Consider the following 22,827-nt stretch of genomic DNA (forward strand, 5'->3'; position numbering starts at 1 on the left):
GTGCCATTTTCGAATAAAAGCAGGTTCGATTGCCGATTCGGCTTTGGGCAAAAGCGGCTCACTTTGCATCAAGTTTACAAAGCATTCAAATACAGTGAAGCCTCTTGCGAAGGCAAGGCGCGGCGGCCAAATGCGAGCACGGCATCGCTGATACGCTTGGCTTCCTGCGTTTGTTTTTGCCAGTGATGCCAATACAGCGGGATATGAATACGCTCGCTGCTGGCCAGCTCAATAATTTTGCCTGATGCAATGGCAGGCTTGGCCTGTGCGTAAGGAATTGCTGCGTAAGCCAGGCCAAAGCATACCGCATCAAACAGCGCATGGCTTTCAGGAATCTGATGGCAGGGGAAGTGATCATCCATAATGCCGTAACGCTCGCCTAACCAGCGTTTGTGCAGGGAATCACGGTTGCCAAAAATAGCCGTTGGCGCATGCATCAGCGCGGTTTGGGTAAACCCCTGGGCGAAATGGCGCTCTGCAAAAGCAGGCGTTGCCACAAACACATAGGGCATGCTGCCCAGGCTTTGTACGGCGCAGCCGGTTACCGCGCTGGGCTGGGTGCTGATGCAGCCGGCCACATCGCCAGCACGGAGCAAATCCAGCGTATAGCCTTCATCATCGATTACGCATTCCAGCAATAAGCGCTCGCTTTCTAACAGCGGGGCCAGCGCATCCAGTAAACCAATCGCCAGGCTGTCAGCATTTACGCCAAGGCGCACGCTCTGCCAATCCTGCTCTTTAAAATCGATTTGCTCGGCAAGGGCTGCCTCTAATTGGCGCACCTGGCGAAAATGCACAATCAGCTTTTCACCTGCGCGCGTGGCGTGTACCGGGCTTTCACGCACCACCAATACTTTGCCAAGTTTTTCTTCCAGCGATTTAATGCGCTGCGACACGGCTGACTGCGTTAAAAACAGGCGCTTGGCAGCCCGCTCAAAACTGCTTTCACGCACCACCATGTCCAGCGCTTCAAGTAATTTGTAGTCAAGCATCAGTTTGGCTTATGCAACATAAGAATTGCTTGTTTTACCATAAATCAAGCATGTGTTTGAATGCTAAATAACAAGGGAATACAAAACAGTTGTTCACTAAAGAATAAACCGCTGCTTAATGATTTATCCGGATGATGAGAAAATGAATACCCTATTAAATGATGGAACAACACTAACCATACGCCAGGCTGATTTAAATGACTTGCACGAAATCTGGCGTTTATGGGGCGCATGGGCCTTGTTTGATGAATATCGCCAGCATTTTAATCAAAAGGCAGATTTAGAAGCAGGGCATCAATATTTGGTAGAGCGCTTAAAAGCAGGCGATTCCGTATTGTTTACCGCATGTGAAGGCACAAAAACCGTTGGTTTTGCCCAGCTATATTGGAATTTATCTTCATTGCGTATGCAGAAAACATTGCTGCTTAATGATTTATTTGTAACCAAAGATGCCCGTGGCCGTGGCGTTGGCCGTGCATTAATCAAAGCCGCAGAAGACTTCGCCGCCACTCATAATGTGGGCTATATGGAAATGGAATCTGAAGCGAGTGAAGCCAAAGCATTAACGCTTTATCAGGATGCTGGCTGGAAACCTAATCGTAATTATGTGGTTTATGAGCGCCAGTTGCGGGCGGCATAAGAAAGAGTTGTTTTAAAGCGTAATAATATAAAAAAAGCCACGAATTAATTCGTGGCTTTTTTTGTTGCTGATTCATTATTTACCGCTTTCAAGATAATCCAGTTCTTTCTCTGCCTTGGCTGCTGCGCGATCTGCAAGCTCGTTACGTATCTGACGCCTTACTTCAAACTGTGCACGATGAAGTCCCATTACCACAATTTCCATATTTCTTTGCGATTGTTCCAGCTGACGGCGCTGGCGGGGGGTTTTAAACGTAGTCGACAGAGTCATGGGAATACCTTTTTTGAGGGTTACCGTTTGATCACTGAGGTTTCAGGTTATGAAACCGAGCACATTGCCACACTAGCATCGCTGTTACAGATTACAGTTTAAAGATACTACGCCAAATAGTTTGTGTATGTAATATTACAACCAAGGTTTTTTGTGTTGGCAAAGCAAGTAAGTGATTGATCACACACGCTTTGCCAGATTAGTTTAGCGCAAATTTATTGCGTTGCAACATCTTTTACTGCGTATTTTGGCGTGTTTTCATTTGGTTTCCGCAAGTAGCTCCTTACGCATTTCTTCTGGGATATTGGATAAAACCAGGGTGTCATTTTCCGGGTTGTAATGCACAGCGCCGCTGCGTAAGCTGCTGCGGTCAAATTCCAGCTTCCAGTGGGGGGCTTTGGTTTTAAAGGTGCGCAGTGGCTTGATGGCACGGCGGTCTGGTACAAAACCATCGTTTAACGCCAGATCCTGATGGTCCAGCACATTTTGTAATTGCATGGGGGCATCCGGCCACACTTGCTCTGCCACCTGCTCCAGCGTGACGGCGCAGCTGGCGTTGCCCAGCTCGTCCAGGTATTCGTGGGCGCGTTCAAACAACTGATCGCGCTCTGCAGGCTGTAAATGCTGCTCTTCGGCAAACTGGCTGAGGCCGTGTACCAGTTTTTGTGTTTCTTTCAGCGCCACTACAATATCGTTGCAGCCTAAAAATGATTTGAAATAAGCGGCTACATCGCCGCGCCCGCGCAAAAAGCTGATATAGCGCTCAGCGCCGTTTTGCCATGCTTGTAAATCAATTTTGCCTGCGACTTTTAAATTGCTGGTGTCCAGGTAGATGCTGTCGGCCACATTCAGCTCTTCATCCAGCATGGTGCCCATAATTTCAGACAAAATAGTGAACAGGATAAAATCTGTGCCATCGCCTTTGATGCGGGCAATCAGCACATGGCCGCCGCTGGCTAAGGGCTCTTGCTCTAAGCGCAGCAGCAGGTGCTGCATCATTTGTTTAGAGCTGCTTAAAAAATCTGCGCCTTCCATAAGCTGACGAATCAGCCCTTGCATGGGAAAGGCTTCCTGATCTTCTTCAAAGCTGCCAAAGCCTTTGCCCAGCTTTTGGGTGTAGAGCTTACAAAGCTGATCGATCAGTCTTTGTGCGGCAGGGGTGTGGGTAATTTCTTTATCGCTTAAGCGTAAGCTTACCGGCCCGTGGGCTTCTTTATTGATTTGATGGCTGATCAGGTTGCTGATGGTATGGGTGGTCATGGTGTTTCTCTGTGAGGGCTTTGGGGCGCAGTTTACTATCCATCTGCGTGATCCTGGCGAAGATAGCTTGTGATTTGTTGCGCAAAGTTTTGAAGCTGCTGCCAGTCTGTGTATTCAACACAGCAGGTGCCATCGCTGGGGCCGCCGGAGATGCGCATAATTAAACGAATAATCTGCGTATCCAGCCAGCCGTAGCGGGGGTAATCGAGCTTGCCCGCGATAGAGAGCGCGGCAAAGGGGCTGAGCTGAAACTGCTGAAGCAGCTTTTTTAAATAGCCATTTGGCGAGCCATCACCTTTGCGGGCGCTTAAGCTGACAGAGGTAATGGCCAGGGGAAGCTGTGATATTTGCGCTGTATGGCGCTTAAAAAACTGTATGGCTTCGGGCAGGTGCCGCCCATAGCGTACAGAAGCAACCACAATGAGCGCCTTGCAAGCAACAATTTGCGCGGAGGGTGTTTTTAAATCGGCCAGCTGCACCGGGTAAGCATCAAGATGCAGGGCTAGTTTTTGCGCAATACGCATGGCCTGGCCATCACGGCTGGCATAAAGAATGAGGATAGGTTTCATTGTTTTAGCGTATCACCGTGATGATTAATCTGTGTTGAGCGTGGTCAGCGTTATTCCGTGATTAACAACTTGGCAGGGCGGCTGCGGTAAGCGCAATAGCCAGGGCGCGGGCCAATCCTTGGATGGTTGCGGCAGGTGTTAGGACGGTTTTCATAAATAGTGCAAAGGCGCGTTTTTAAATCTAAATAACGGCAATCCCCGTTTGCCTTACGCTTGAGGGTGTAAATACTGTTTTTAAAATTAAAGTGATCAATAATGCCCGCTTTTGTTAAGCGCTTGGCAATTTGCTTAGGCGGCTCGCCTTCTGCTTCAAAAGCATCCACCAGATTCATGCGGACTAAATCGCTGAGCTTTACTTCAACCGGCATGGTGCAACAGGAAGACTGGCAGTTTTTGCATAAATCATCGCGAAACTTGATCCATGTCGCCGGATTGTCGGGATGAGCGTGATAAATTAAAGGGTTTGTCATGAAAACGGCTTGACTGTCTTTGAGGGGGCGTATTTTGCCTGTTTTTTGCATCACAAGGCAGATAAATCGATGTCTGGCGGGGAGGTGGCTTCACTTCTGCCTTGCGCAGTTGACTAAAACACCGCATCCTTCGCCCTTGGATTTTTTAGCTGTACATCGCCGCCTGCGGGCCTGGCAATGATGGCTACAGATTGAATGGGGAATAGAGTATGGCAAGTAAGTTTCAGTTATATAAATTAGACGGCTTTAAATCCGACGAACAAAATAAAAAAGAACGTACTCCGGGACGTTTTGGGCAAGAGGCTGCAAAAGTAATGGATAAGCGCGAGCAACGTAAGGCCGATCAGGCCGCAGGTTTGGTTCCTTTTGCAGTAAAGCTGAATGGCGATTTGATTAAAGAGCTGCATGCTGCTGCCGCAACGCGGGAAGTGACCATGGCAGAATTAGTGACTGAGCTGTTAAAGAAAGGTTTACAAGCTTAATCAGGCAGGAAAGCATTCATTTAAAAGGGCAGCAATCGCTGCCCTTTTTTTATGCTAAAGTCTGTAAACGCAAAATTCAGGATTTGAGATAATGGCCAAGCCAAGAGTAGAAAGAGCACCAAAATTTGATTTGGTTAATGTTGATTTTCCTATGCTGCAAAAGTATCTGCCTTTATATGATTTAACAGACAGCAAGGGCCGCTACCTGCATTGGGATAAGCTTAAATGGCGGGTGCCCAGGGCCGAGGCGCAAAATATCTGGTTTGCGATTAAATTCCAGCGCTTTATTCAGATGAAAGAAGTCGATCTGTTTGATGTGAATGGCGAATCTTTTAGCTACTGCATTCCCAACTCGATGGAAGCCAAGCTGCATCAGGTCATAAAAACCGCAGGCGGCAGCGTGGCCGTGGTTGCAGGTATGGCGGCAACCATGCAGATTCAGGCCAAGTTTTTGGTGTCTTCCCTGATTATGGAAGAAGCCATCAGCAGCGCCCAGCTGGAAGGCGCAGCCACAACGCGCGAAGTGGCCAAAAAAATGCTGGAAGACGAAAGAGCACCGCTTAATGAAGACGAGCGGATGATTCTGAATAATTTCTTTTTGCTGAAAAAAGCCGAAAAAAGCTGTAATGAAGAATTAAGCGTTGATTTGATTTTAGATTTTCACCATGTTGCTACGCAGGGCACAACAGGCAATAGTGTGGTGCCCGGCCAATTCAGGGGGGGCGACGATATTTATGTGGAAGATGGCGATGGTGGTATTGCCCACCAGCCGCCCCCGCACGAGCTGATCCAGGACCGGCTGCAGGCACTCTGTGCCTTTGCCAATACCAATCATTCCGGGCTGGATGGCCGCGAATTTATTGCCCCCGTAGTTAAAGCGATAATTCTGCATTTTATGCTGGGCTACGAGCACCCGTTTCGGGATGGCAATGGCAGAACCGCAAGGGCTTTGTTTTACTGGTATATGTTAAAAAGCGAATACGATTTATTTAAATATATTTCGATCAGTAAATTATTGAAAGACAGCCCAAAAGACTACGGCTTATCTTATCTTTACACCGAAACAGATCAGAATGACCTGACGTATTTTATTGATTATCAGCTGGATATCATTATCAGAGCATTTGATGAGCTTAAGAAATATCTGGAAGAAAAAACACAAGAATTCAATCAGGTGGTTGCCTTGCTGGAAAAATCAAAATTTGGCCAGTCTTTAAATTTTGTACAAAAAGATATAATTAAAAAAGCAACAAAATCACCTGGCAGGTATTTCTCAGTTAAAGAAATTGTGAGCGATTACGGCATTGCAGATAACTCAGCCAGAAGCTATTTAAACAAACTGGCTGAATATCGTTTATTGCTGCCAAGCAAAGATGGCAGAAGCACTTTATATATCGCTCCCTCGGATTTACTGCAAAGGCTGGTGTAAAAGCAATAGGCTGAGTTTAATTGTTTTCAGACTTGATGGCAAAAAGATGCAAGTTAGGCTAACGATTGTGTAGTGGTTTTATATTTATTTAATAAATAAAATGGCAATGAAAATAATATTCCCTGAAGTAGGTATAAAACAAATGAATGCATTGTTGGATGATTTGCGTGATTTTTGTGAAGGTAATTCATCTTTTGATGAGTGTAATTATATTTTTTTGTTTAATAATTAGTATTTTATTTAAGTGTTTGTGAGGTGTAGGTGTTGAAATGAGATACATAGCTGATGATTTTATTGCTGAAGCAAAAAAGCAAAATATTTATTGTGTAGAAATGGCAATACTGGACGCTGCTTCCTTTCGCCGCTCATGCGAGGGAAAGTTTTTTTTAAGCGGTGAGACCCCTTTGTGGAGCAGAGCATCGTCATTGGATAGCTCGTTACATTTACCTGGTGAAAGATGTATTTTTTCTGATTTTATCAGCAAGGGCATTGTCGTTTTTTTTTGAGCAGGAAGTAGATCCTGCAATTTTTTTACTAAACAATTTTAAAGACCTTTCATCGATTATTGAAGAATTATTTGGCTTTGTTTTTTATGTATCAAACCTAGAAATGGATTTCGTTGTTTGCTGGAACGACCATGAATATATGATTGGAATGGGTGAGGCAAAAGTGTGGGCCGACAATTTGATATATGATCGGTCGTTTGATTAGAAAATATACAGTTTTGAAAAATACTGGGCTAGGCTTTTAATTTTAAATAAGTTAATTAATTTAATCGCATTTGCAAATTTCTGTAAATTTTTTTCAAGTGAAATATAAGTCCTGACTTCATGCTTCGAAAAGGTTGGTGCAATTCCCCCTTTTTTTTAGGTAGATAAAATTGATGAGACCATTGTTAGTTCATTTGAATATGCTAAAAATAGAGTTAATAAAATTAGATCATACTCAGTTGGTTTTGTTTTCAACTTTGTGTTGTGAAAGAGGTTTTTTAGCTTATAAGAGATCGTCTTTAAATATAGATAGGTCGGGGGATGAAATTATTCGCTTGTGTTTGGATAAAGTATGGGATTGGTTGGAGGGGGCATGCGGGGTGCCTGTTTTTAATTTTGAAAATATATTGCCAGAGGAAGCTTTTGATAGTAGCTCTGCTACTGCTATTGATGTGGTGGATGCTCTGAGTTGTTTATCGAGACTTTTAGGGGGGAGTGATAAAAATGAATCATTATATATTTCTGAGCTTTGTTTGAACATTGTGGACGGGCTCGCTTATGATAATGTCGATCTCCCCGTGAATTCGACTAATGATCTGGCTATTGATGAGCATGAGTTAATAAAAAAAGAAATTTCTCGGCAAACCAGGGATTTTTACGAAATAAAAAATGATATTACTGGGCCAGTTTTTATTAAAAGATTAAAAAATAGGGCTGTTGAAGACATAACTTTGGGGTATTGGTTTGAAGATAGTCAATGAAATATTAATAGTAAAATTAATAGAACAAAAGTAAAGCTGGGGATAGGTTATGGTTCAAATATACAATGAAGAAAATTAATCATGGTCTGTCCCAGGTTTTACTATTATTAAGTACTGTTATGGTAAGCCTTGTTAAGGGGGGGTTATGTTTTTTAATCCAGAGAAATCGAGGGTTAATGGTTATAATGTTGAAATGCTCAATTTTTATCTTAAAGATAAAGCGGAGGAGTATGATCCGATTGGTAACTTTGCATGTGGTGATATGTATACGTATATATATGCATGCCTCATTGGATTACATAAGGAGCTGCTTCCTCTTATACCTAGGGCGATTAATCACCTTAATGCTGCCATTTTAAACCATGAAGAAAAATGGTTTGGCGCTTCTCCGGCGTCACATGCAATGGATATGCATATTGGGCTGGCTGTGGCTTTATGGATAAACAATGAGATTAATTCATTAAGTAGCTGGAATGAAGCCAGAATAGCTTATGAGATAGCTGTTTATAACGACGATTATTGCACTAAAGCAATGATGGCTAAAGAGTGTTTGGATGATTATATGGCACTGTGTTTTCAGGCTGAGCAATATGAGTTGGGCATTGCCGAGTTTGAGAAATATCATGGTGTTAAAAAAATATCATTAAAGCGTAAATTACCACCGCGTGATTTTGGATATGCTTTATGTCTTCATTATTCTCGGGGTGATTTTGATGCAGATGAGCTCTTTGCTGCGGGCAGGAAGATGCTACAGAGTAAAATAGAGGATGATTGGTTGGGATATGGTCAATCAATACGTGCGGCAATTTGGCTTAAGATCGTTTATTGGCATCGTGAGACCACGCTCACTCCATTGGAAGTCATATTAAAAGCTTATGAGAATATGCCAAATGTTCCTCGGCCTGATTTTGTTTAAATTAAATAGAGAAATGTGAGAGGTTAAATATTTCAACATTGTATGTTTGGTCTTGCCTTGCTGCAGGCCTGCAAAAAATAGCATCGATGCTGCCAAGACCGCCGCTGCAGATCCTAAATCGGTTACTTATGGCGAGTCGAAATCGGATGGCGATATCAACTTGCAATCGGCGCTGGATGAGAGCGAGCAGCACAGCAAAAATAGCAGCTCCAGCTGGGGCGCTGGGGTGGCTATTACGATGGCCAAGGCAGCGCCAGCTATGGCTTTACGGCCAACGGCAGCCTGAGCCGAGGCCATGCCGACGGCAAAGATACTGCTCAGCAAAACAGCCATATCAACGCTGGTAAAACCCTGACGCTGGACTCCGGCAACGACACCCGCGTAGAAGGGGCTGTAGTCAGCGGCAATAAAATCATTGCCGACATCGGCGGCGATTTAAAACTCGCCAGCCGCCAGGATACCTGCCAGTTTGACAGCAAGCAGACCAGTGCAAGCGCGAGCGTTACGGCGAGGGTAGGCGTATCGGGCAGCGCCAGCTTTAGCCAAGATAAAACCAAATCTGATTATGCGGCTGTGCAAGAACAAAGCGGCTTGTTTGCAGGCAAAGATGGCTTTGAGATCAAGGTTAAAAAGAATACCGACCTGAACGGCGCGGTGATCGCCAGCAAATCGGCGGACAACACCCTGAGCACCGGCACGCTCACGCAAAAAGACATCAACAACCACGCCGAATACAGCGCCAGCAGTATCGGCATTGGTGGTGGCTTTAGCATGGGCGGTACGGATAAAAAGGCCGATGATGGCAGTGCCCCAAGTAGCGATCAAGCCGCAAGCACTTCGGGCAATAAGCTTTACAATGCAGGCCCAAGTGGCGTGACGGCCACTGCGCCTGTCGCCCTTAGCGCTGGAGACAATGGCACGAGCACCACCAAAAGCGCCATCGCCACCGCCAAAATCACCATCACCGACGAAGCCAAACAAAAAGAGCTGACCGGTAAAACTGCCGCCGAAACCATCGCCAGCCTGAGCCGCGACACCGATGGCGCGCAGCAGCAACTCGCTAACGATTTTAAATCGGAAAAAATCAACGAGCTATTCAGCGCCACCAAAACCTTCCTGCAAGAAGGCAACACCTTTATGGCCAACCGCACGGCTGAGGCGGATGCGGCGAAGAAAGCACTGGACGGCACAACGGCCAGCTTAAAAGCAGAACAAGCCAAGCCACAAGATCAGCAAAATCAGGCGCTGATCCGCCAGCTGGATGCTCAAATAACGAGTCTGGGCGAGCAAAAAACCGAAGCAGATAGATGGACACCCGGAGGAGACTACGGCCGCGCCATGACCGCACTGCAAGCCGCAGTGGGCGGTAATGTCAGCGGCGGCGTAACGGGTTTGGTGCAAAACGCCTCTGTGGCTTACCTGCAAAGTATCGGCGCTGAAAAGATCAAAGACATCGCCGACAGCTTCCAGACGAAGAAGGGAGAAGAAAACCAAACCAGCCAAAACGTCCGCGCCGCCCTGCACGCCATCGCCTCCTGCGCCGGAGCGGCAGTCTCAGCCAGCAACTGCAGCAGCGCCGCCGTGGGCGCGGCATCGAGTGTTGTCATCAACAACGTCTTATCAGAAATTGAAAACACCAATGCAGATAAGATGAAGGCCAGCGAGAAGGAGAAACGTAAGAATCTGGTTGGCTCCATCATCACCGGCATTGCTGTGGCCACGGATGGCAATGCAGCAGCGGCGAATAATGCGGCGCAGATTGAGATGGAGAATAATTTTTTAAGTCGTAGCGAAAAGAAAGAGCTTATTGCTGCAGAAAAAGCATGCAATGTCACAAATAGTGGCAGTTGTAAAAAAGCTGAAGAGCTCAAGACTACCGATAAAAAGCGTGATCTCTCTTTAAAAGCAGCAATTGATAGCTGTAATATACAAGGAGCATGCCAAGAAATCGCTGCGGTAACGAAAGCCGTATTAATTGATCAGCAGAATCAACTGGCTGAATTAATTAAAGCGGGTACAGGTGGTTGCTCTGTTGTAGTACAGAACTGCACACCTGAAAAATATCAAGATATTATTGATACTAAGAAAGCATTGATTGCTAAGGCCGAGCAGGAGGTCGCTACAATCAATCAACTAGGTATAAGCTCTATTCGGTACTCAAAAGTAGGCGAGCCTGCATTAGATCCGGTTATTGTTGAAGATGTTCTCATCCCATTATTTAAGGTTGGTGGCACGCTTACGAAAGCCGCAGTGGGTAATTTAGTTGCTAAAAATATAGAAGCAAAAGCATTAGCAAAATTAGAAGCTGAAACGATTGCAAAGACCAGAGTTGAGCTTAATTCTGGCCGGGATGCCGAGAATTTTTTGGTGAATAAATGGTTTGATTTGCAAGGTAAAGCAGCGCAAGTTCGTTTGGATGCAAACCTGAATGTTTTGAATGAGAAAGGACATTTGCCAGGTAATTTAGCGACGGCGACAATACGTGTTGATGGGAAAATGCCCGTTGAAGTTAAGGCGTATTCTGGTTTTGGGAACGATGCAAATAGCGTGGTTAATGGCTTTGCTACTCTTCCTGCGGAGAGTAAGCGAATTCTGAAGCCGTTAGTTGTTTTTGAGTCGAAAATTGATCGTGCTGTTGATACGGAGTATAAAATATTAGAGAATTTTTCTCAGCAATATAAAATGAATAATAAAGTAAGTGCTACAGTAGATTTGTTTACTGAGCGTTCACCATGCGTGGGCTGTACGGATGTAATTTCTAGACAATTTTTAGAATTATTCCCAAATGTTGAGGTGCGCGTTTATCATAATAATGGGAAAATTATTGCTTATAAATAAGGGCGAGTCATTAGTGTCCAAGCACCAGTTCCGAAAAAGGCTCCTATATGGCCTTCTTTGCCTGAAAAACAAAATTACTTAATTAATAAATGAGGTTGTATGTTTCCTTGTTCAAGTATTGATGATTTAACGTCTGATGATGTTTATTTATTTAATAGCTGTAACCCTGTCTATTTGGAATTATTGAAATGTTATTCATCCATTTTTGACTATGATGTAATGAATGAACTTGTTGATGAAGAGGTCTTTAACTATGGGTATCTATTTTGGTGGGTAATAAATGAAACTTGGGAGTTGTATGGGAAAATAAACCCTGCAATTCCGATGAGATGGTTGGCTATATCTAAACGAGCTTTGCAATGGGATTATATGCCAGGTAATTTTCACCCATGGGCATTAGCTATTTTAGAATCTTTTGATTTGCCGCGTTATCAAGCGGCTTATCATTTACCTTTGGATGAGTTTACTGCTATTGAGCAAGATTTACCGGTTGTGCTGGAGGGTTTACGTAACTACCCAAAAGAAAACCTGGCTGAACCAATGGATGAAGATAATTGGGGTTTGGTTGATCAATGAAAAAAAGCAGGGTCAGATACCGTCTTGCAAGCCAAGGTTTTCAACCCCGAAATGGGCATCAAACGGTACGCCTGATTTCACAATTCCATAAATCAAATGCACTGGTTTGCGCATGGCCGCCCCGACGACTGTTTTGAGCAGGTACTGCATTGCAGAAATTTAGTTAATTTTTTTGTTGTATTGCAAGACTTGACCCCCATTTTTTCTTTATTCATTTTATGAAGAATCTTTCTTTAACTCAAAAAGAGAAATTTTAATAGTGAGATAGACAAATGGGAATGACTTATATTATAGGTATAAATTCAGATAATTCTGATGAATTATTAAGCGTTGACGTCAATTCGGCCACTGATAGTTGTATTTCTGAGCTGCTATCATTTGCTCTTGAAAAAAAACACTCAGAGATTTTCGATAAAATAACAGAACAAATAATTTTTGTGAGATTTGATGAGTTAACAGAAGAAGAGTTTCGTGTCGTTAAGAAAGAAATAGATAGTGTTATATTAAGGCCTGATTTGCCTGAAAATTTTAAATTAGGTGTGCATTGGTGGCTGGAACTAATCAAACCTATTATGGGCTTGGATAGTAGGAATATAGACGTGGGTTAGGTTCAGGGGCCGGGGTTTATCACAACAATGGGAAAGTGATTGCAGATAAAGATGGCCGCCTTGTTTCTTTTTAAGCACCATTATCTAATCCTAAAATCAACATTATAGCCAACCCTACCGTGGCAATAAGCAGAGTTATAGAGGCACATATGATTAAAAATATTCAAGTGCAAGCATTGATTCATAATGAGATGTATCAGTTCGAAACATGCACTCCTGTGTATTTAGATTTACTCTTATATTATGCAGAACTGTATGATTCTGGTTCGTACGAAAAGCGTATTGAAGTGCAAGAGCACCACTGGTTATTGGCTAGGCAAGATATATATTCTGCAAGTTTCTGGTGGAGTATGAATGAAGGTTTGGAATCATTTTTTAAGCCTAACCCTGAATTGCCGATTCATTGGTTGGCTCACTCGAAACGAGCTTTGCAATGGGATTATATGCCAAGTAATTTTCACTCATGGGCATTAGCTATTTTAGAGTCTTTTGATTTGCCTCGTTATCAAGCGGCTTATCATTTGCCCTTGGATGAGTTGACTGCTATTGAGCAGGATTTGTCGGTTGTGCTGGAGGGTTTACGTAACTACCCAAAAGAAAACCTGGCTGAACCAATGGATGAAGATAATTGGGGATTGGTTGATCAATGAAAAAAAGCGAGGGTCAGATACCGTCTTGCAAGTCAAGGTTTTCAATCCCGAAATGGGCATCAAACGGTATGCCTGATTTCACAATTCCATAAATCAAATGCACTGGTTTGCGCATGGCCGCCCCGACGACTGTTTTGAGCAGGGAGGGGCAGGTATTGCATTGCAAAAATTTAGTTAATTTTTTGTTGTATTGCAAGACCTGGCCCTTGCTTCGCAACCGGTGTTTAACCGCAACGCACTGCCTGCAAAGCAGTCAGAAGCGGTGATCAGGTATGCCGCAGTTGCGGATGCTGCCCCATGAAACCCATGCGGGGCCGCGGCAGAAGGAGCAATAGATTTCGTTGTAGTGATAGCCTGCGTTAATCAGTTGGAAAATCAGGCGGCTGAGTGTCATTTCGCGGCTCCACCAGCGGTTTCTGATGGTGATCACGTCTACGTTTACAGTTGGGTCTTGCACCAGTGTTTCAAGATTGTCGTAAGAAAGGCCGCGCTGGCCGTCGTAGCAGCAGTCTATGATTTTATCCAGCGTGGCAATGCCAGTTACGCCATCGCAGTGATAGCCTTCAAATTTAGTCAGGTTGTAATCGTAGCACTCTGCTCCCGCCGCGATTCTTTCTACTACGCCTGCTGGCCGGTTTGCACCACGGCCACAGTTGTAGAAAGTGGTGGTGAGGGTGCTCCCATGCGGTGCAAAGAAAGAAATTGCGGTGCCAGCGGGCACGGTGAATGTTCTGCTGAAAGTGTTGCCAAACAGCAGCTGCTCACCATGCGCCGTAATCATGGCATCGTTGTGATGCCGGTTGCCGTTGTTATCAGAGAAAACATACAGCTGATCATTTAAAGCTCTTTTTCCTGCAGGCATGGTGCACTCCGGCCAAGGTGGGGAATGGGCTATGGATTGTTGATCACAATATGGCTAAGCCCAACTTTTAATGGTGTACTGCAGCGGCTCCAGAATGTAGGAGGAGTGTAGTTGGCGTGCAGGGCGGGGAAATCAGAAACCAGCTGACGTGACATCATAAAATCTCTGCCGCATTGCACGCGCATGGTCCATGCGCCTGCGCCCACATGCCCGGCAACAGCACCTGCATCTGGCTCGTGCCCGTGCACCTGCCACTGCACTCCATTTGTATCTGTCCATGTAAATTTGAAGCCATGCTGTGATCTGGGCTCAAATTCAAAAATATTCTGCAGCCCGGCAGGGATGGCTGCCAGGATATTGGCGCAGGTTCCACCGCCATCAATCACGCCAGGCGTTAAGGGGTTTACATGCGCTTGTACCAGCAGCTCAAAATCGTATTTTGTTTGTGCGGTGGTTTTAACCGCCCCTGTGGGAACCCATTGGTCTGATCCAAACAGATCGGCTAAGCCTTCAGGCATTTTATTGTTCCTGCATTGAATGCCAGTACCGATATTATCTGCAATGGCGTGTAAGTGGATGATGTGTATTTATTAAGTTTGATTAATTATATTAGTCACAAAATATAATATTAGAGTAATCATTTGTGGTGAGTCAGGCAGAATGATGGGCTTACTGATTTGCTGAAGCAGATCCATTATTTATGAATGAAGATATGCGGGCATGTAGTGCAGATGGCGGAGGCATTGCAGAAGTTTTTGGCCGCAGCAGATAAGCCGGTAGGCGTTTGAAATGCTGTTGACGTTGAATCGGTGCAATAAAAAACGGGAAGCCATGGCTTCCCGTTTTAGCTTTTTTAGCGGCTGATTGGCTTGTAACGAATGCGTTTTGGTTTAGCGCCTTCTTCACCCAAACGTTTTTTCTTGTCGGCTTCGTATTCCTGATAGTTGCCGTCAAAGAATTGCCATTTGGAATCGCCTTCACATGCCAGGATGTGTGTAGCAATCCGATCCAGGAACCAGCGATCGTGCGAGATCACCATTACACAACCGGCGAATTCCAACAGCGCGTCTTCCAGCGCGCGCAGGGTTTCGATATCCAGATCGTTGGATGGCTCATCCAGCAGCAAGACATTGCCACCGGCAATCAGTGTTTTGGCCAGATGCAGGCGGCCGCGCTCGCCGCCGGATAATTGGCTGACAATCTTTTGCTGATCCGCACCTTTAAAGTTAAACCGGCCGATATAGGCGCGGCTGGATGTTTCGTAGCGGCCCACAGTCAGAATATCGTGGCCGCCGGAAATTACTTCAAAGACGGATTTATTGCCATCGCCCAAGGCTTCACGGTTTTGATCCACATAGGCCATTTTGGTGGTCGTGCCGATTTTAACCGTGCCGCTGTCGGGTTGCTCAAGGCCTGCCAGCATTTTAAAGAGGGTGGATTTACCCGCGCCGTTTGGCCCGATAATCCCCACAATTGCGCCAGGTGGTACTTTAAAGCTGAGGTCATCAATCAATAAGCGATCGCCAAAGGCTTTGCTGACGTTTTCGAATTCCACCACTTCATTACCCAGGCGCTCGGCCACAGGAATAAAGATTTCCTGAGTTTCATTACGCTTTTGATAATCCTGGCTATTGAGCTCTTCAAAGCGGGCAATCCGTGATTTGGATTTGGCCTGACGCGCTTTAGGATTTTGGCGAACCCATTCCAATTCTTTCTTAATGGTTTTTTGGCGGGCAGATTCTTGCGATTCTTCCACTTTCAGGCGGTCTTGCTTTTGATCCAGCCAGCTGGAGTAATTGCCTTTCCATGGAATACCGTGGCCGCGATCAAGCTCTAAAATCCATTCGGCGGCGTTATCCAGGAAGTAGCGATCGTGCGTTACGGCCACAACAGTGCCCGGGAAGCGGCAGAGGAATTGCTCGAGCCATTCTACGGATTCTGCATCCAGGTGATTGGTTGGCTCGTCCAGCAGCAACATATCCGGCTTGGATAGCAACAGCTTGCAAAGCGCTACACGGCGCTTTTCACCACCAGACAGATTGCCAATGATGGCATCCCATGCCGGCAGGCGCAGCGCATCTGCGGCGATTTCTAACTGCAGCTCGGCATTGTCGCCGGATCCGGCAGAAATAATGGCTTCCAGGCGGGCTTGCTCTTCGGCCAATGCATCAAAATCAGCGTCCGGATCGGCATAGGCTACATACACGGCTTCCAGCTTGGCTTGTGCTTCAAATACTTCACCAAGGCCGGATTCCACTTCTTCACGCACTGTTTTAAGCGGATCAAGCTGTGGCTCTTGTGGCAGATAGCCAATATTCAGGCCCGGCATTGGCGTGGCCTCGCCAATAATATCTTTATCAATACCGGCCATAATTTTAAGCACGGTCGATTTACCCGAGCCATTTAAACCTAAAACGCCAATTTTTGCGCCAGGGAAAAAGCTCAGTGAGATATCTTTTAAAATTTGGCGCTTAGGCGGGACAATTTTCCCAACGCGATTCATGCTGAAAACATATTGAGCCATTTGTTTTCCTTTTATAAGAGGGTAAATAGGGTGTGGGCAGCGAGGTATTTTCTGCCAATGGGCATAAGCATATCATTCATGCCCAATAAACACTGCTTTGGCAGGTGTTTGGGGATAAAAATAGAGCCGCGCAGCGGGTATGAATGCTTTATTCAATGCTGTTGAAATGCATAACATCAACCCACAGCCGCTTTATGGCGGGCGAATAAATAATCTTCTCATCAGTGTATAACCAAGCCCTCATCCGAAGCGCCCTATTTACATTTGTGAGGATTGCTGCGATTTTGCGGCTGCGCAGCACTGCAATGCCAAATCCTTGTGGATGTTTGCCTGGCCAGATGCCTGCTGCGTTACAGACGACATAAGCATCCATGCAGTAGTACAAAGTGAAACAGCGTGCAGTCGCGTGGCCTAAGACAAGATCAAAGTCAGGGCATGGTGTAAGCTGAGCAGTTGGGCTCTGGCTTATTTGCAATATAAGCGCGGGCGGCCGGGTCGAAGCGGTACAACCTCTGGTAGCTGCACTGGGGATCGGTGACGGTATGGATGTCGCGCTTGCGAAGAGGCCGCCCAGACAGCGAATCTTTGGATCGCGATACAGGCCCCGGAAAAGAGGTTGCTTTACTGCGATAGCGCAGCACCGGCAGGCCTGCAGCGTATGTTCCCGTAATTGTCAGGCTGGCCTTAAAATCATACAAATCGTGGCAGACCCCGGCACGCTGCCTCATGTTTTGCTCGCTAAAGCATGCCCTGATCAACACGCTGGCGCTCTGCGGCACACTGAGCACCTCAAACGGCGCCTGACCTGGCAAAAAGGCGATGAGGTGCAGGGTGGTTGAGCTCGCTCCGCCGCCAGAATACGCGCCACGCAGTTCTGTCTCTGCGCCAGCCAGAATGCCATCCCCAAAGCGGATCAGCTTTGGCCACAGCTGCAGAGAAGCATCTGCATTTTGGGATACCAGCTCTGCTAATCGGTAGCGCGAGTACAACGGATTGCGCTGGCCGCCAGTAAGGCTTAATACCTTGCCACCGGCCTCGCCACTGGCGCACGCTTCACCTTCGCAGCCGGGTACGATTTCAACACAGAGCTCGTCCTGCGTACACGCCCGCATTACTGCCGCTTCAGGCTGGCTGACCTTCAGCGAACTCATGAGTGGCGACGCGGCAAAGGCCGTGGATACTGACAAGAGCAGCAGTGTTATCAGGGGTATAAATTTAAACATGATCAAAACCAGGAGGGGATGGCGTTTGAAGTGGGGCCATGTAACACATCTCTTCATGGATAGGGCAGGCGTACTCATCACTGACAACTTCCATATCTGACGGCTCAAGCGCGGACAACAAAAAGCAAGGCATTTTGTTGGTCCGCTGGAACGCGTGCTTAAATCATCTTTGCGCCCGATACTAAGGCAGAACCACACCTGTTTTGCTGCGGGATACTGCCGAAGCCTGGTTCAGGCCGATGGTGCAGCCGAAAGGATCAATCAGCAGCGCAATCTTTGCACCAAAGTCCGTTTCGCCAGGGCCGCGGTATACCCTGGCGCCGAGCCTGACCAGGTTTTCGATCGCGTGCGTGATATCTGAAACTTCCCAATACGCAGAGGTGCCACCTATACCACCAGGGCACTTTTCATCAGCGGGATGAAACCCAATGACAATGCCGGGGGCGCGAATAAAGGCGAACTGCGGATTTTCGTGCTGCACCTCAGCGCCAAAAATTGATGCATACCAAGCCGCGGCGGCCTCAATATCAGCTACGAACAGAAGGATGGATTCGATGCGTTTGAGTTCAATATTCAAGTTGTTTTCCCCTGTTGCTATATATGACTTAATGATTAAATGATCTGGATTTTGGCCAGTCATGCTTGCATGACGGGTGAGAACGGGCCTGAATGGTGTGCGTAATATTTAAAATACCGGCTTTAGTTATTTGTTTTTTGTTTTCTGATTTCAGCAAAGCGGACAATCACGAAGGCCATTAATGCAAAAACAAAGAAAACAAGCAAAAGCCAGGCAATGCCCTGCAAGCTTTCAATGATGGTGCGATAAATCTCTAAAACCCAACGCTCCTAGGTTAGCTCAATGATCTGTGAATCTTTATCCCAACGCGCTGGCGTGATGTATTTCTCCAGCTCATAAATACGCACTCCGGCAGAAACGCCAACCACAAAGATTGCAAATTTCAGATATTTTAACCATGCGCTGCTGATTTCATCAGCAATGATTCTTTTTAAAATTTGATCTATTGGCGTTGAAAAAATACGTACCACAATGGCGGATACTGAAAAAGACAACACAAAAGTAACGAGTAGTAATGTGAAAAACATTTCCCCTCCCAGGGCCTGATGTCAAATGCGGTAAATTGTCTGCGCTGCAATTGAATAAAAAAGCCGCACGTTGCAGCCAGCCTGTTTGAATGCCATGTTAGCAGTATTGCTGCTGAAATTAATTCGAGCCTGGCCTATTTAATTAATTCAGACTGGCTCACCGTCTTCATCCTGGACAGTAGCTCCGAGCTTCGCCGCAAGTTCCTTGGCTTTGGAAAGTATTTCTTCGTTGTACCTAGTTGCGATTTTTCCGCTCCGATACTCAAATGCGAAATTCTTGCTAACGACAGGGTGATTGAAGAATGCGTACCTTGGGCTTTTGATCTTGATTTCCTCGCCCGTCTCCGGGTTAGTTACACTAAGTTCACCTTGAACGCGTAAAGAAGGATCGCTTTTACATAGATTGAGCCATTCACTTAACGTGATTGGGTTTTCTGAGGCTAACCAATATTGAGTTTTTGCAATGAAGAATTCGGTAGCCATGGGATATGGGGAGTCCTAACGTAGAGTTAATCGGCGCGCGTCAGCGCGTCCGGCGGAACGAAGTGTAGCGCACTTGAATGTCGTGTCAGGAGCAGAGACACCTTGGACACAGCGCGGGCGCTCATAGGAGCCCGAAATTTGGATCACAAAATGATGTGGAATCTGACGCAGATGGGGCGCAGCATCGCCCGGCATGAAGGTATCTATCTTGAAATAATATCTGTCCGAGATATCAATTCTAGTGCACAGAAGATGAAGTAAGCCTTGCCCTGAATCATTTGTGATCTTGCAACAAAACTACTCAAGTAACTCGCGCTCACGGTCGAGTAAATCCGAACGCAAGATGACGCTGAACTGCTGAGATGGCTCGGACATGAAGTTCCTAACGTTTGAGGTAAGAGGCGCGGAGCCGGCTTGCCGGCGGAGCGTCCCCCTAGACGGAAAAGTTAAAGATCATTGGCAAGAACTGAATCAACAACCATTTCTCGCCACTTGAGGGCAACGACCCATATTCCTGGCGGTTCAGCAGAGGGCATCAGTTGATTAAGGGCTAATGCAAGTTTCTTTATCGTGAGGTGCTGCACATTGATTTGCCATGGTTAAAAGAGGTGGTCAGCGCCAGCCTGCTGGTGGTATTAACGCTGAAAGAGGTTCAGCAGATTCTGGCAAAGCTGAATGGGGTGTGGTCTATGCTGGGGCGGCTTTATATGGCACGGGTTTGCGGCCATTAGAGGGCTTACGTTTACGCGTAAAGGATGTTGATTTTGCCCGGCATGAAATTGTGGTGCGCTCGGGCAAGGGCGATAAAGACCGCGTGACCATGCTGCCCGCGAATATCGTCACTGCATTGCAAGTGCAAATGGCATATGCAAAAGCGCTGCATGAGGCCGATTTAGCGCAAGGCTGGGGCGAGGTTTATCTGCCATTTGCCCTTGCGCAAAAATATCCGAATGCTAATCGGGAATGGCCCTGGCAATATATTTTCCCTTCTGCTCAGCGCAGTGCTGATCCGCGCTCGGGGCGGATGCGGCGGCATCATCTGGATGAAAAGGGCATGCAGCGGGCCATGAAGCAGGCGCTGCAGGCAACAGGCATCCCAAAGCTGGCTACGCCACATGCATTGCGCCATTCTTTTGCTACCCATTTATTAGAGGCGGGCTACGATATTCGTACTGTGCAGGAGCTGCTGGGGCACAACGATGTGCGCACTACTATGATTTACACGCATGTTTTAAATCGGGGTGGCATGGGGGTGCAAAGCCCGCTGGATAGGTACGGCGTTTCTTAAGTGGCATTCTTAAATTAAAGGACGTCTTTCAATCCGGTTAAATAAGAGTTTGCAGCTCGTTAATGAGCAAGATTCAGAAGGTGCTTTAACGAATAAGGTTTCGTGTTGAAGGCGATGGTGCAGGGTTTGGCAGGCAAGAAAAAAGGCAGGTTAATGATAAGAAGGTGTGGCCTCAATATCATTAACCCGCCTTGCCGCTATCGGCGGATAAGGTTTTATTTCATCAGCAGGTGTGCTGGCCACCATTGATGGCGATGTTGGCGCCAGTCATAAAGCCGGATAAGTCAGAAGCAAGGTAGCTGACTAAGCCTGCAATTTCTTCCGGTGTACCAAGACGATTGACAGGAATGCCGGCAATAATCTTGTTGCGTACGTCTTCAGGAACAGCCATGACCATGTCGGTAGCGATATAGCCCGGTGAGATGGTATTCACTGTAACGCCTTTTTTTGCAACTTCTTGCGCTAAAGCCATACTAAAACCATGTACACCAGCTTTGGCAGCGGAGTAGTTGGTTTGGCCAAACTGGCCTTTCTGACCATTAATGGAAGAGATATTAATAACACGGCCCCAGTTGCGCTCTACCATGGCATCAATAAATTGCTTGGATACATTAAACAGCGAGTTAAGATTCGTGCTGATCACGCTGTCCCAATCCAGCTTGCCCATGCGTTTGAACGTAGCGTCACGGGTAATGCCTGCGTTGTTTACTAATACATCAACAGGGCCGATTTCTTCATTGATTTTTTCAGCCATGCGAACGCAGGCGTCATAATCAGTAACATCACACTCATATGCGCTAAAAAGATAGCCCGATGCTTTCATGTCTGCCAGCCATTGCAGCTCTCTGCCTGCCTTAGAGTAAGTCGCTACAACATTAAAGCCGCTATCTGCGAGTGCCTTGCAAATAGCAGAACCGATACCACCCATGCCACCAGTGACGAGTGCGATTTTTTTCATAGACTCTCCCTTTCTTTGCTTGTGTGAATGTTTGTATAGAAACCGTTAAAAATCTTACATTGTTTGTATGCATAAGCATAGTATGTTTTTGTGTAAGGTACGTGTGAATTTTATTACTAGTTTTTTCTAGTCATAAAAACAAGTTTGTGTTGCATAAGTATTTGTATTTTATGAAATTTGTATTAAGCATTGCTGGTGATGATTTTTCTTTGGATGTTTAGCTTTATTTTAATCGCTTAATGCATTTGCAAGTTTAATTGTTGGTTGTTGAAAATTATTGGCGCAATATTGCGCGGCTCAAACAAAAAGGATGGCTGCTGTGGCGGTTGGCGTGATCTTAATTACGGGATGTTCAAGTGGAATTGGCTATGTAACGGCCCATGGGCTAAAAGCCAGTGGGTGGCGTGTTTTTGCAACAGCCCGGGCTGATGCAGATGTGGAACAGCTCAAGGCCGAGGGCTTTGAGGCTTTGCAACTTGATGTTGCCGATTCGGCTTCAATACAAAATGCTGTGGCGGCACTGCTTAAAAAAACTGGCGGGCGTATTGATGCATTATTTAATAATGCGGGTTTTGGTGTGCCGGGTGCGGTGGAAGACCTTAGCCGGGAGGCGATGCGTCATCAGTTTGAAACCAATGTATTTGGTGCAATAGAGCTGACAAATGCCGTTTTGCCGGTGATGCGCCAGCAGGGGCACGGGCGCATTATTTTTAATGGATCAGTGCTCGGTTTTGCTGCCATGCCTTACCGTGGTGCTTATAACGCGAGCAAATTTGCATTAGAAGGGTTTGCAGATACGCTGCGGCAAGAAATGATGGGCAGTCATATCCATACTGTACTTTTGCAGCCCGGGCCGATTACCAGCCGCTTCAGGGCCAATGCGCAGCAGCAATTTATGCGCTGGATTAGTGCGGATAAAAGCTTTCATAAGCCTTCATATCTGGCCATGCAGGCGCGGCTGGCGAAAGTGGGGCCTGCCGCTCCGTTTACTTTGCCAGCCGAAGCGGTGCTGGCTGTTGTGTTAAAGGCACTGAGTGCCCGCCGCCCGTCTGCCCGCTATCAAATAACTACGCCAACAAAAGTGTTCTGGCTGCTTAAAAAAATCTTACCGGGGCGTTTACTGGATTATATTTTATTAAAAGCATCGGGTGACGAGCCAGGATGCAGTTATGGCCGCTCTTAAATGCCGTGTGATTTCTGCACTTGATTTTTAA

Annotated in this window: 28 protein-coding genes and 1 pseudogene; 13 read left to right on the top strand and 16 right to left on the bottom strand. The window is 46.2% G+C overall.

All coding sequences use genetic code 11. The features are described 5' to 3' along the window. Positions 1 to 74: 74 nt before the first annotated feature. Positions 75 to 992: a LysR family transcriptional regulator ArgP gene (locus tag HA050_RS03625; RefSeq protein ID WP_099400184.1), complete on the bottom strand. Its 918-nt coding sequence runs from the start codon at positions 990 to 992 to the stop codon at positions 75 to 77. A 142-nt stretch (positions 993 to 1,134) separates the two neighbouring features. On the opposite strand from HA050_RS03625, the gene HA050_RS03630 reads away from it, so the two are divergent. Next, positions 1,135 to 1,632, top strand: a complete 498-nt coding sequence (locus HA050_RS03630; RefSeq protein WP_166822208.1) for a GNAT family N-acetyltransferase — start codon at positions 1,135 to 1,137, stop codon at positions 1,630 to 1,632. Between the two features lie 75 nt (positions 1,633 to 1,707). Here HA050_RS03630 and HA050_RS03635 read toward each other — a convergent pair whose 3' ends face one another. The 4 genes from HA050_RS03635 to HA050_RS03650 all read right to left on the bottom strand — a co-directional run bounded on the left by HA050_RS03635 (position 1,708) and on the right by HA050_RS03650 (position 4,201). After that, a complete protein-coding gene (locus HA050_RS03635) occupies positions 1,708 to 1,902 on the bottom strand; it encodes a hypothetical protein (RefSeq protein WP_166822211.1) in 195 nt (64 codons plus the stop codon). Positions 1,903 to 2,160: 258 nt separating this feature from the next. Then, positions 2,161 to 3,162 (bottom strand): nucleoid-associated protein, encoded by a 1,002-nt coding sequence (locus tag HA050_RS03640; RefSeq protein WP_166822214.1) that lies wholly within the window; start codon positions 3,160 to 3,162, stop codon positions 2,161 to 2,163. A gap of 35 nt (positions 3,163 to 3,197) precedes the next feature. Then, on the bottom strand, positions 3,198 to 3,731 hold the full coding sequence (locus HA050_RS03645) for a flavodoxin domain-containing protein (RefSeq protein ID WP_166822216.1): 534 nt from the start codon (positions 3,729 to 3,731) through the stop codon (positions 3,198 to 3,200). 50 nt (positions 3,732 to 3,781) lie between these two features. Further along, positions 3,782 to 4,201, bottom strand: a complete 420-nt coding sequence (locus tag HA050_RS03650) for a YkgJ family cysteine cluster protein (RefSeq protein WP_115227344.1) — start codon at positions 4,199 to 4,201, stop codon at positions 3,782 to 3,784. Between the two features lie 209 nt (positions 4,202 to 4,410). Between HA050_RS03650 and HA050_RS03655 the strand changes: the two genes are divergently transcribed. From HA050_RS03655 to HA050_RS22525, 6 genes and pseudogenes are all read left to right on the top strand, one after another. Further along, on the top strand, positions 4,411 to 4,683 hold the full coding sequence (locus HA050_RS03655; RefSeq protein ID WP_115227345.1) for a hypothetical protein: 273 nt from the start codon (positions 4,411 to 4,413) through the stop codon (positions 4,681 to 4,683). A gap of 91 nt (positions 4,684 to 4,774) precedes the next feature. Then, on the top strand, positions 4,775 to 6,112 hold the full coding sequence (locus HA050_RS03660) for a Fic family protein (protein ID WP_166822219.1): 1,338 nt from the start codon (positions 4,775 to 4,777) through the stop codon (positions 6,110 to 6,112). A 269-nt stretch (positions 6,113 to 6,381) separates the two neighbouring features. Next, positions 6,382 to 6,618 carry a hypothetical protein gene (locus tag HA050_RS03665; protein ID WP_166822222.1) on the top strand — a complete coding sequence of 79 codons (237 nt, stop codon included), beginning with the start codon at positions 6,382 to 6,384 and terminating at the stop codon, positions 6,616 to 6,618. Positions 6,619 to 6,995: 377 nt separating this feature from the next. After that, a complete protein-coding gene (locus HA050_RS03670; RefSeq protein ID WP_166822225.1) occupies positions 6,996 to 7,583 on the top strand; it encodes a DUF416 family protein in 588 nt (195 codons plus the stop codon). Between the two features lie 145 nt (positions 7,584 to 7,728). Then, on the top strand, positions 7,729 to 8,499 hold the full coding sequence (locus HA050_RS03675) for a hypothetical protein (protein WP_166822228.1): 771 nt from the start codon (positions 7,729 to 7,731) through the stop codon (positions 8,497 to 8,499). Positions 8,500 to 8,659: 160 nt separating this feature from the next. Continuing rightward, positions 8,660 to 8,931, top strand: a pseudogene (locus HA050_RS22525) (hemagglutinin repeat-containing protein); the annotation flags it as partial. Positions 8,932 to 8,934: 3 nt separating this feature from the next. Here HA050_RS22525 and HA050_RS03690 read toward each other — a convergent pair. Next, positions 8,935 to 9,324 (bottom strand): hypothetical protein, encoded by a 390-nt coding sequence (locus HA050_RS03690; protein WP_166822235.1) that lies wholly within the window; start codon positions 9,322 to 9,324, stop codon positions 8,935 to 8,937. Between the two features lie 48 nt (positions 9,325 to 9,372). Between HA050_RS03690 and HA050_RS22455 the strand changes: the two genes are divergently transcribed. The 4 genes from HA050_RS22455 (at position 9,373) to HA050_RS03710 (ending at position 13,171) form a co-directional block, all read left to right on the top strand. Continuing rightward, positions 9,373 to 11,337: a deaminase domain-containing protein gene (locus tag HA050_RS22455; RefSeq protein WP_166822238.1), complete on the top strand. Its 1,965-nt coding sequence runs from the start codon at positions 9,373 to 9,375 to the stop codon at positions 11,335 to 11,337. A gap of 99 nt (positions 11,338 to 11,436) precedes the next feature. Beyond that, positions 11,437 to 11,913, top strand: a complete 477-nt coding sequence (locus HA050_RS03700) for a hypothetical protein (RefSeq protein ID WP_166822241.1) — start codon at positions 11,437 to 11,439, stop codon at positions 11,911 to 11,913. A 272-nt stretch (positions 11,914 to 12,185) separates the two neighbouring features. Further along, the gene (locus HA050_RS03705) at positions 12,186 to 12,521 is read left to right on the top strand and encodes a hypothetical protein (protein WP_166822244.1); all 336 of its coding nucleotides are present in this window, start codon (positions 12,186 to 12,188) and stop codon (positions 12,519 to 12,521) included. Positions 12,522 to 12,670: 149 nt separating this feature from the next. Beyond that, on the top strand, positions 12,671 to 13,171 hold the full coding sequence (locus tag HA050_RS03710) for a hypothetical protein (RefSeq protein WP_166822247.1): 501 nt from the start codon (positions 12,671 to 12,673) through the stop codon (positions 13,169 to 13,171). A 13-nt stretch (positions 13,172 to 13,184) separates the two neighbouring features. Here the strand turns inward: HA050_RS03710 and HA050_RS03715 are convergent, their stop codons facing one another. The 9 genes from HA050_RS03715 to HA050_RS03755 all read right to left on the bottom strand — a co-directional run bounded on the left by HA050_RS03715 (position 13,185) and on the right by HA050_RS03755 (position 19,367). Further along, positions 13,185 to 13,367: a hypothetical protein gene (locus tag HA050_RS03715; protein WP_166822250.1), complete on the bottom strand. Its 183-nt coding sequence runs from the start codon at positions 13,365 to 13,367 to the stop codon at positions 13,185 to 13,187. Positions 13,368 to 13,424: 57 nt separating this feature from the next. After that, the gene (locus HA050_RS03720) at positions 13,425 to 14,033 is read right to left on the bottom strand and encodes a putative adhesin (protein ID WP_166822253.1); all 609 of its coding nucleotides are present in this window, start codon (positions 14,031 to 14,033) and stop codon (positions 13,425 to 13,427) included. Between the two features lie 29 nt (positions 14,034 to 14,062). Beyond that, a complete protein-coding gene (locus tag HA050_RS03725) occupies positions 14,063 to 14,551 on the bottom strand; it encodes a polymorphic toxin type 30 domain-containing protein (protein ID WP_166822256.1) in 489 nt (162 codons plus the stop codon). Positions 14,552 to 14,886: 335 nt separating this feature from the next. After that, a complete protein-coding gene (gene ettA, locus HA050_RS03730) occupies positions 14,887 to 16,557 on the bottom strand; it encodes an energy-dependent translational throttle protein EttA (protein WP_099400164.1) in 1,671 nt (556 codons plus the stop codon). 148 nt (positions 16,558 to 16,705) lie between these two features. Beyond that, on the bottom strand, positions 16,706 to 16,930 hold the full coding sequence (locus HA050_RS03735; protein WP_166822259.1) for a hypothetical protein: 225 nt from the start codon (positions 16,928 to 16,930) through the stop codon (positions 16,706 to 16,708). Positions 16,931 to 16,985: 55 nt separating this feature from the next. Next, positions 16,986 to 17,780 (bottom strand): hypothetical protein, encoded by a 795-nt coding sequence (locus HA050_RS03740; RefSeq protein WP_166822262.1) that lies wholly within the window; start codon positions 17,778 to 17,780, stop codon positions 16,986 to 16,988. 181 nt (positions 17,781 to 17,961) lie between these two features. Beyond that, a complete protein-coding gene (locus HA050_RS03745; protein WP_205836281.1) occupies positions 17,962 to 18,357 on the bottom strand; it encodes a VOC family protein in 396 nt (131 codons plus the stop codon). Between the two features lie 269 nt (positions 18,358 to 18,626). Then, positions 18,627 to 18,884 (bottom strand): hypothetical protein, encoded by a 258-nt coding sequence (locus tag HA050_RS22055; protein ID WP_240928973.1) that lies wholly within the window; start codon positions 18,882 to 18,884, stop codon positions 18,627 to 18,629. Between the two features lie 147 nt (positions 18,885 to 19,031). Continuing rightward, the gene (locus HA050_RS03755; protein WP_166822265.1) at positions 19,032 to 19,367 is read right to left on the bottom strand and encodes a hypothetical protein; all 336 of its coding nucleotides are present in this window, start codon (positions 19,365 to 19,367) and stop codon (positions 19,032 to 19,034) included. A gap of 595 nt (positions 19,368 to 19,962) precedes the next feature. Between HA050_RS03755 and HA050_RS03760 the strand changes: the two genes are divergently transcribed. Further along, entirely contained in the window at positions 19,963 to 20,655 is a 693-nt protein-coding gene (locus HA050_RS03760; RefSeq protein WP_166822268.1) for an integron integrase, read from the top strand. Between the two features lie 223 nt (positions 20,656 to 20,878). Here HA050_RS03760 and phbB read toward each other — a convergent pair whose 3' ends face one another. Beyond that, positions 20,879 to 21,613: an acetoacetyl-CoA reductase gene (phbB, locus tag HA050_RS03765; protein WP_099398351.1), complete on the bottom strand. Its 735-nt coding sequence runs from the start codon at positions 21,611 to 21,613 to the stop codon at positions 20,879 to 20,881. Positions 21,614 to 21,923: 310 nt separating this feature from the next. Between phbB and HA050_RS03770 the strand changes: the two genes are divergently transcribed. Then, complete coding sequence (locus HA050_RS03770; protein WP_205836282.1) at positions 21,924 to 22,796, top strand: SDR family NAD(P)-dependent oxidoreductase; 873 nt, start codon at positions 21,924 to 21,926, stop codon at positions 22,794 to 22,796. Positions 22,797 to 22,827: the final 31 nt, after the last annotated feature.

It is taken from the genome of Iodobacter violaceini (genome assembly GCF_011601265.1).
GTDB lineage: Bacteria > Pseudomonadota > Gammaproteobacteria > Burkholderiales > Chitinibacteraceae > Iodobacter > Iodobacter violaceini.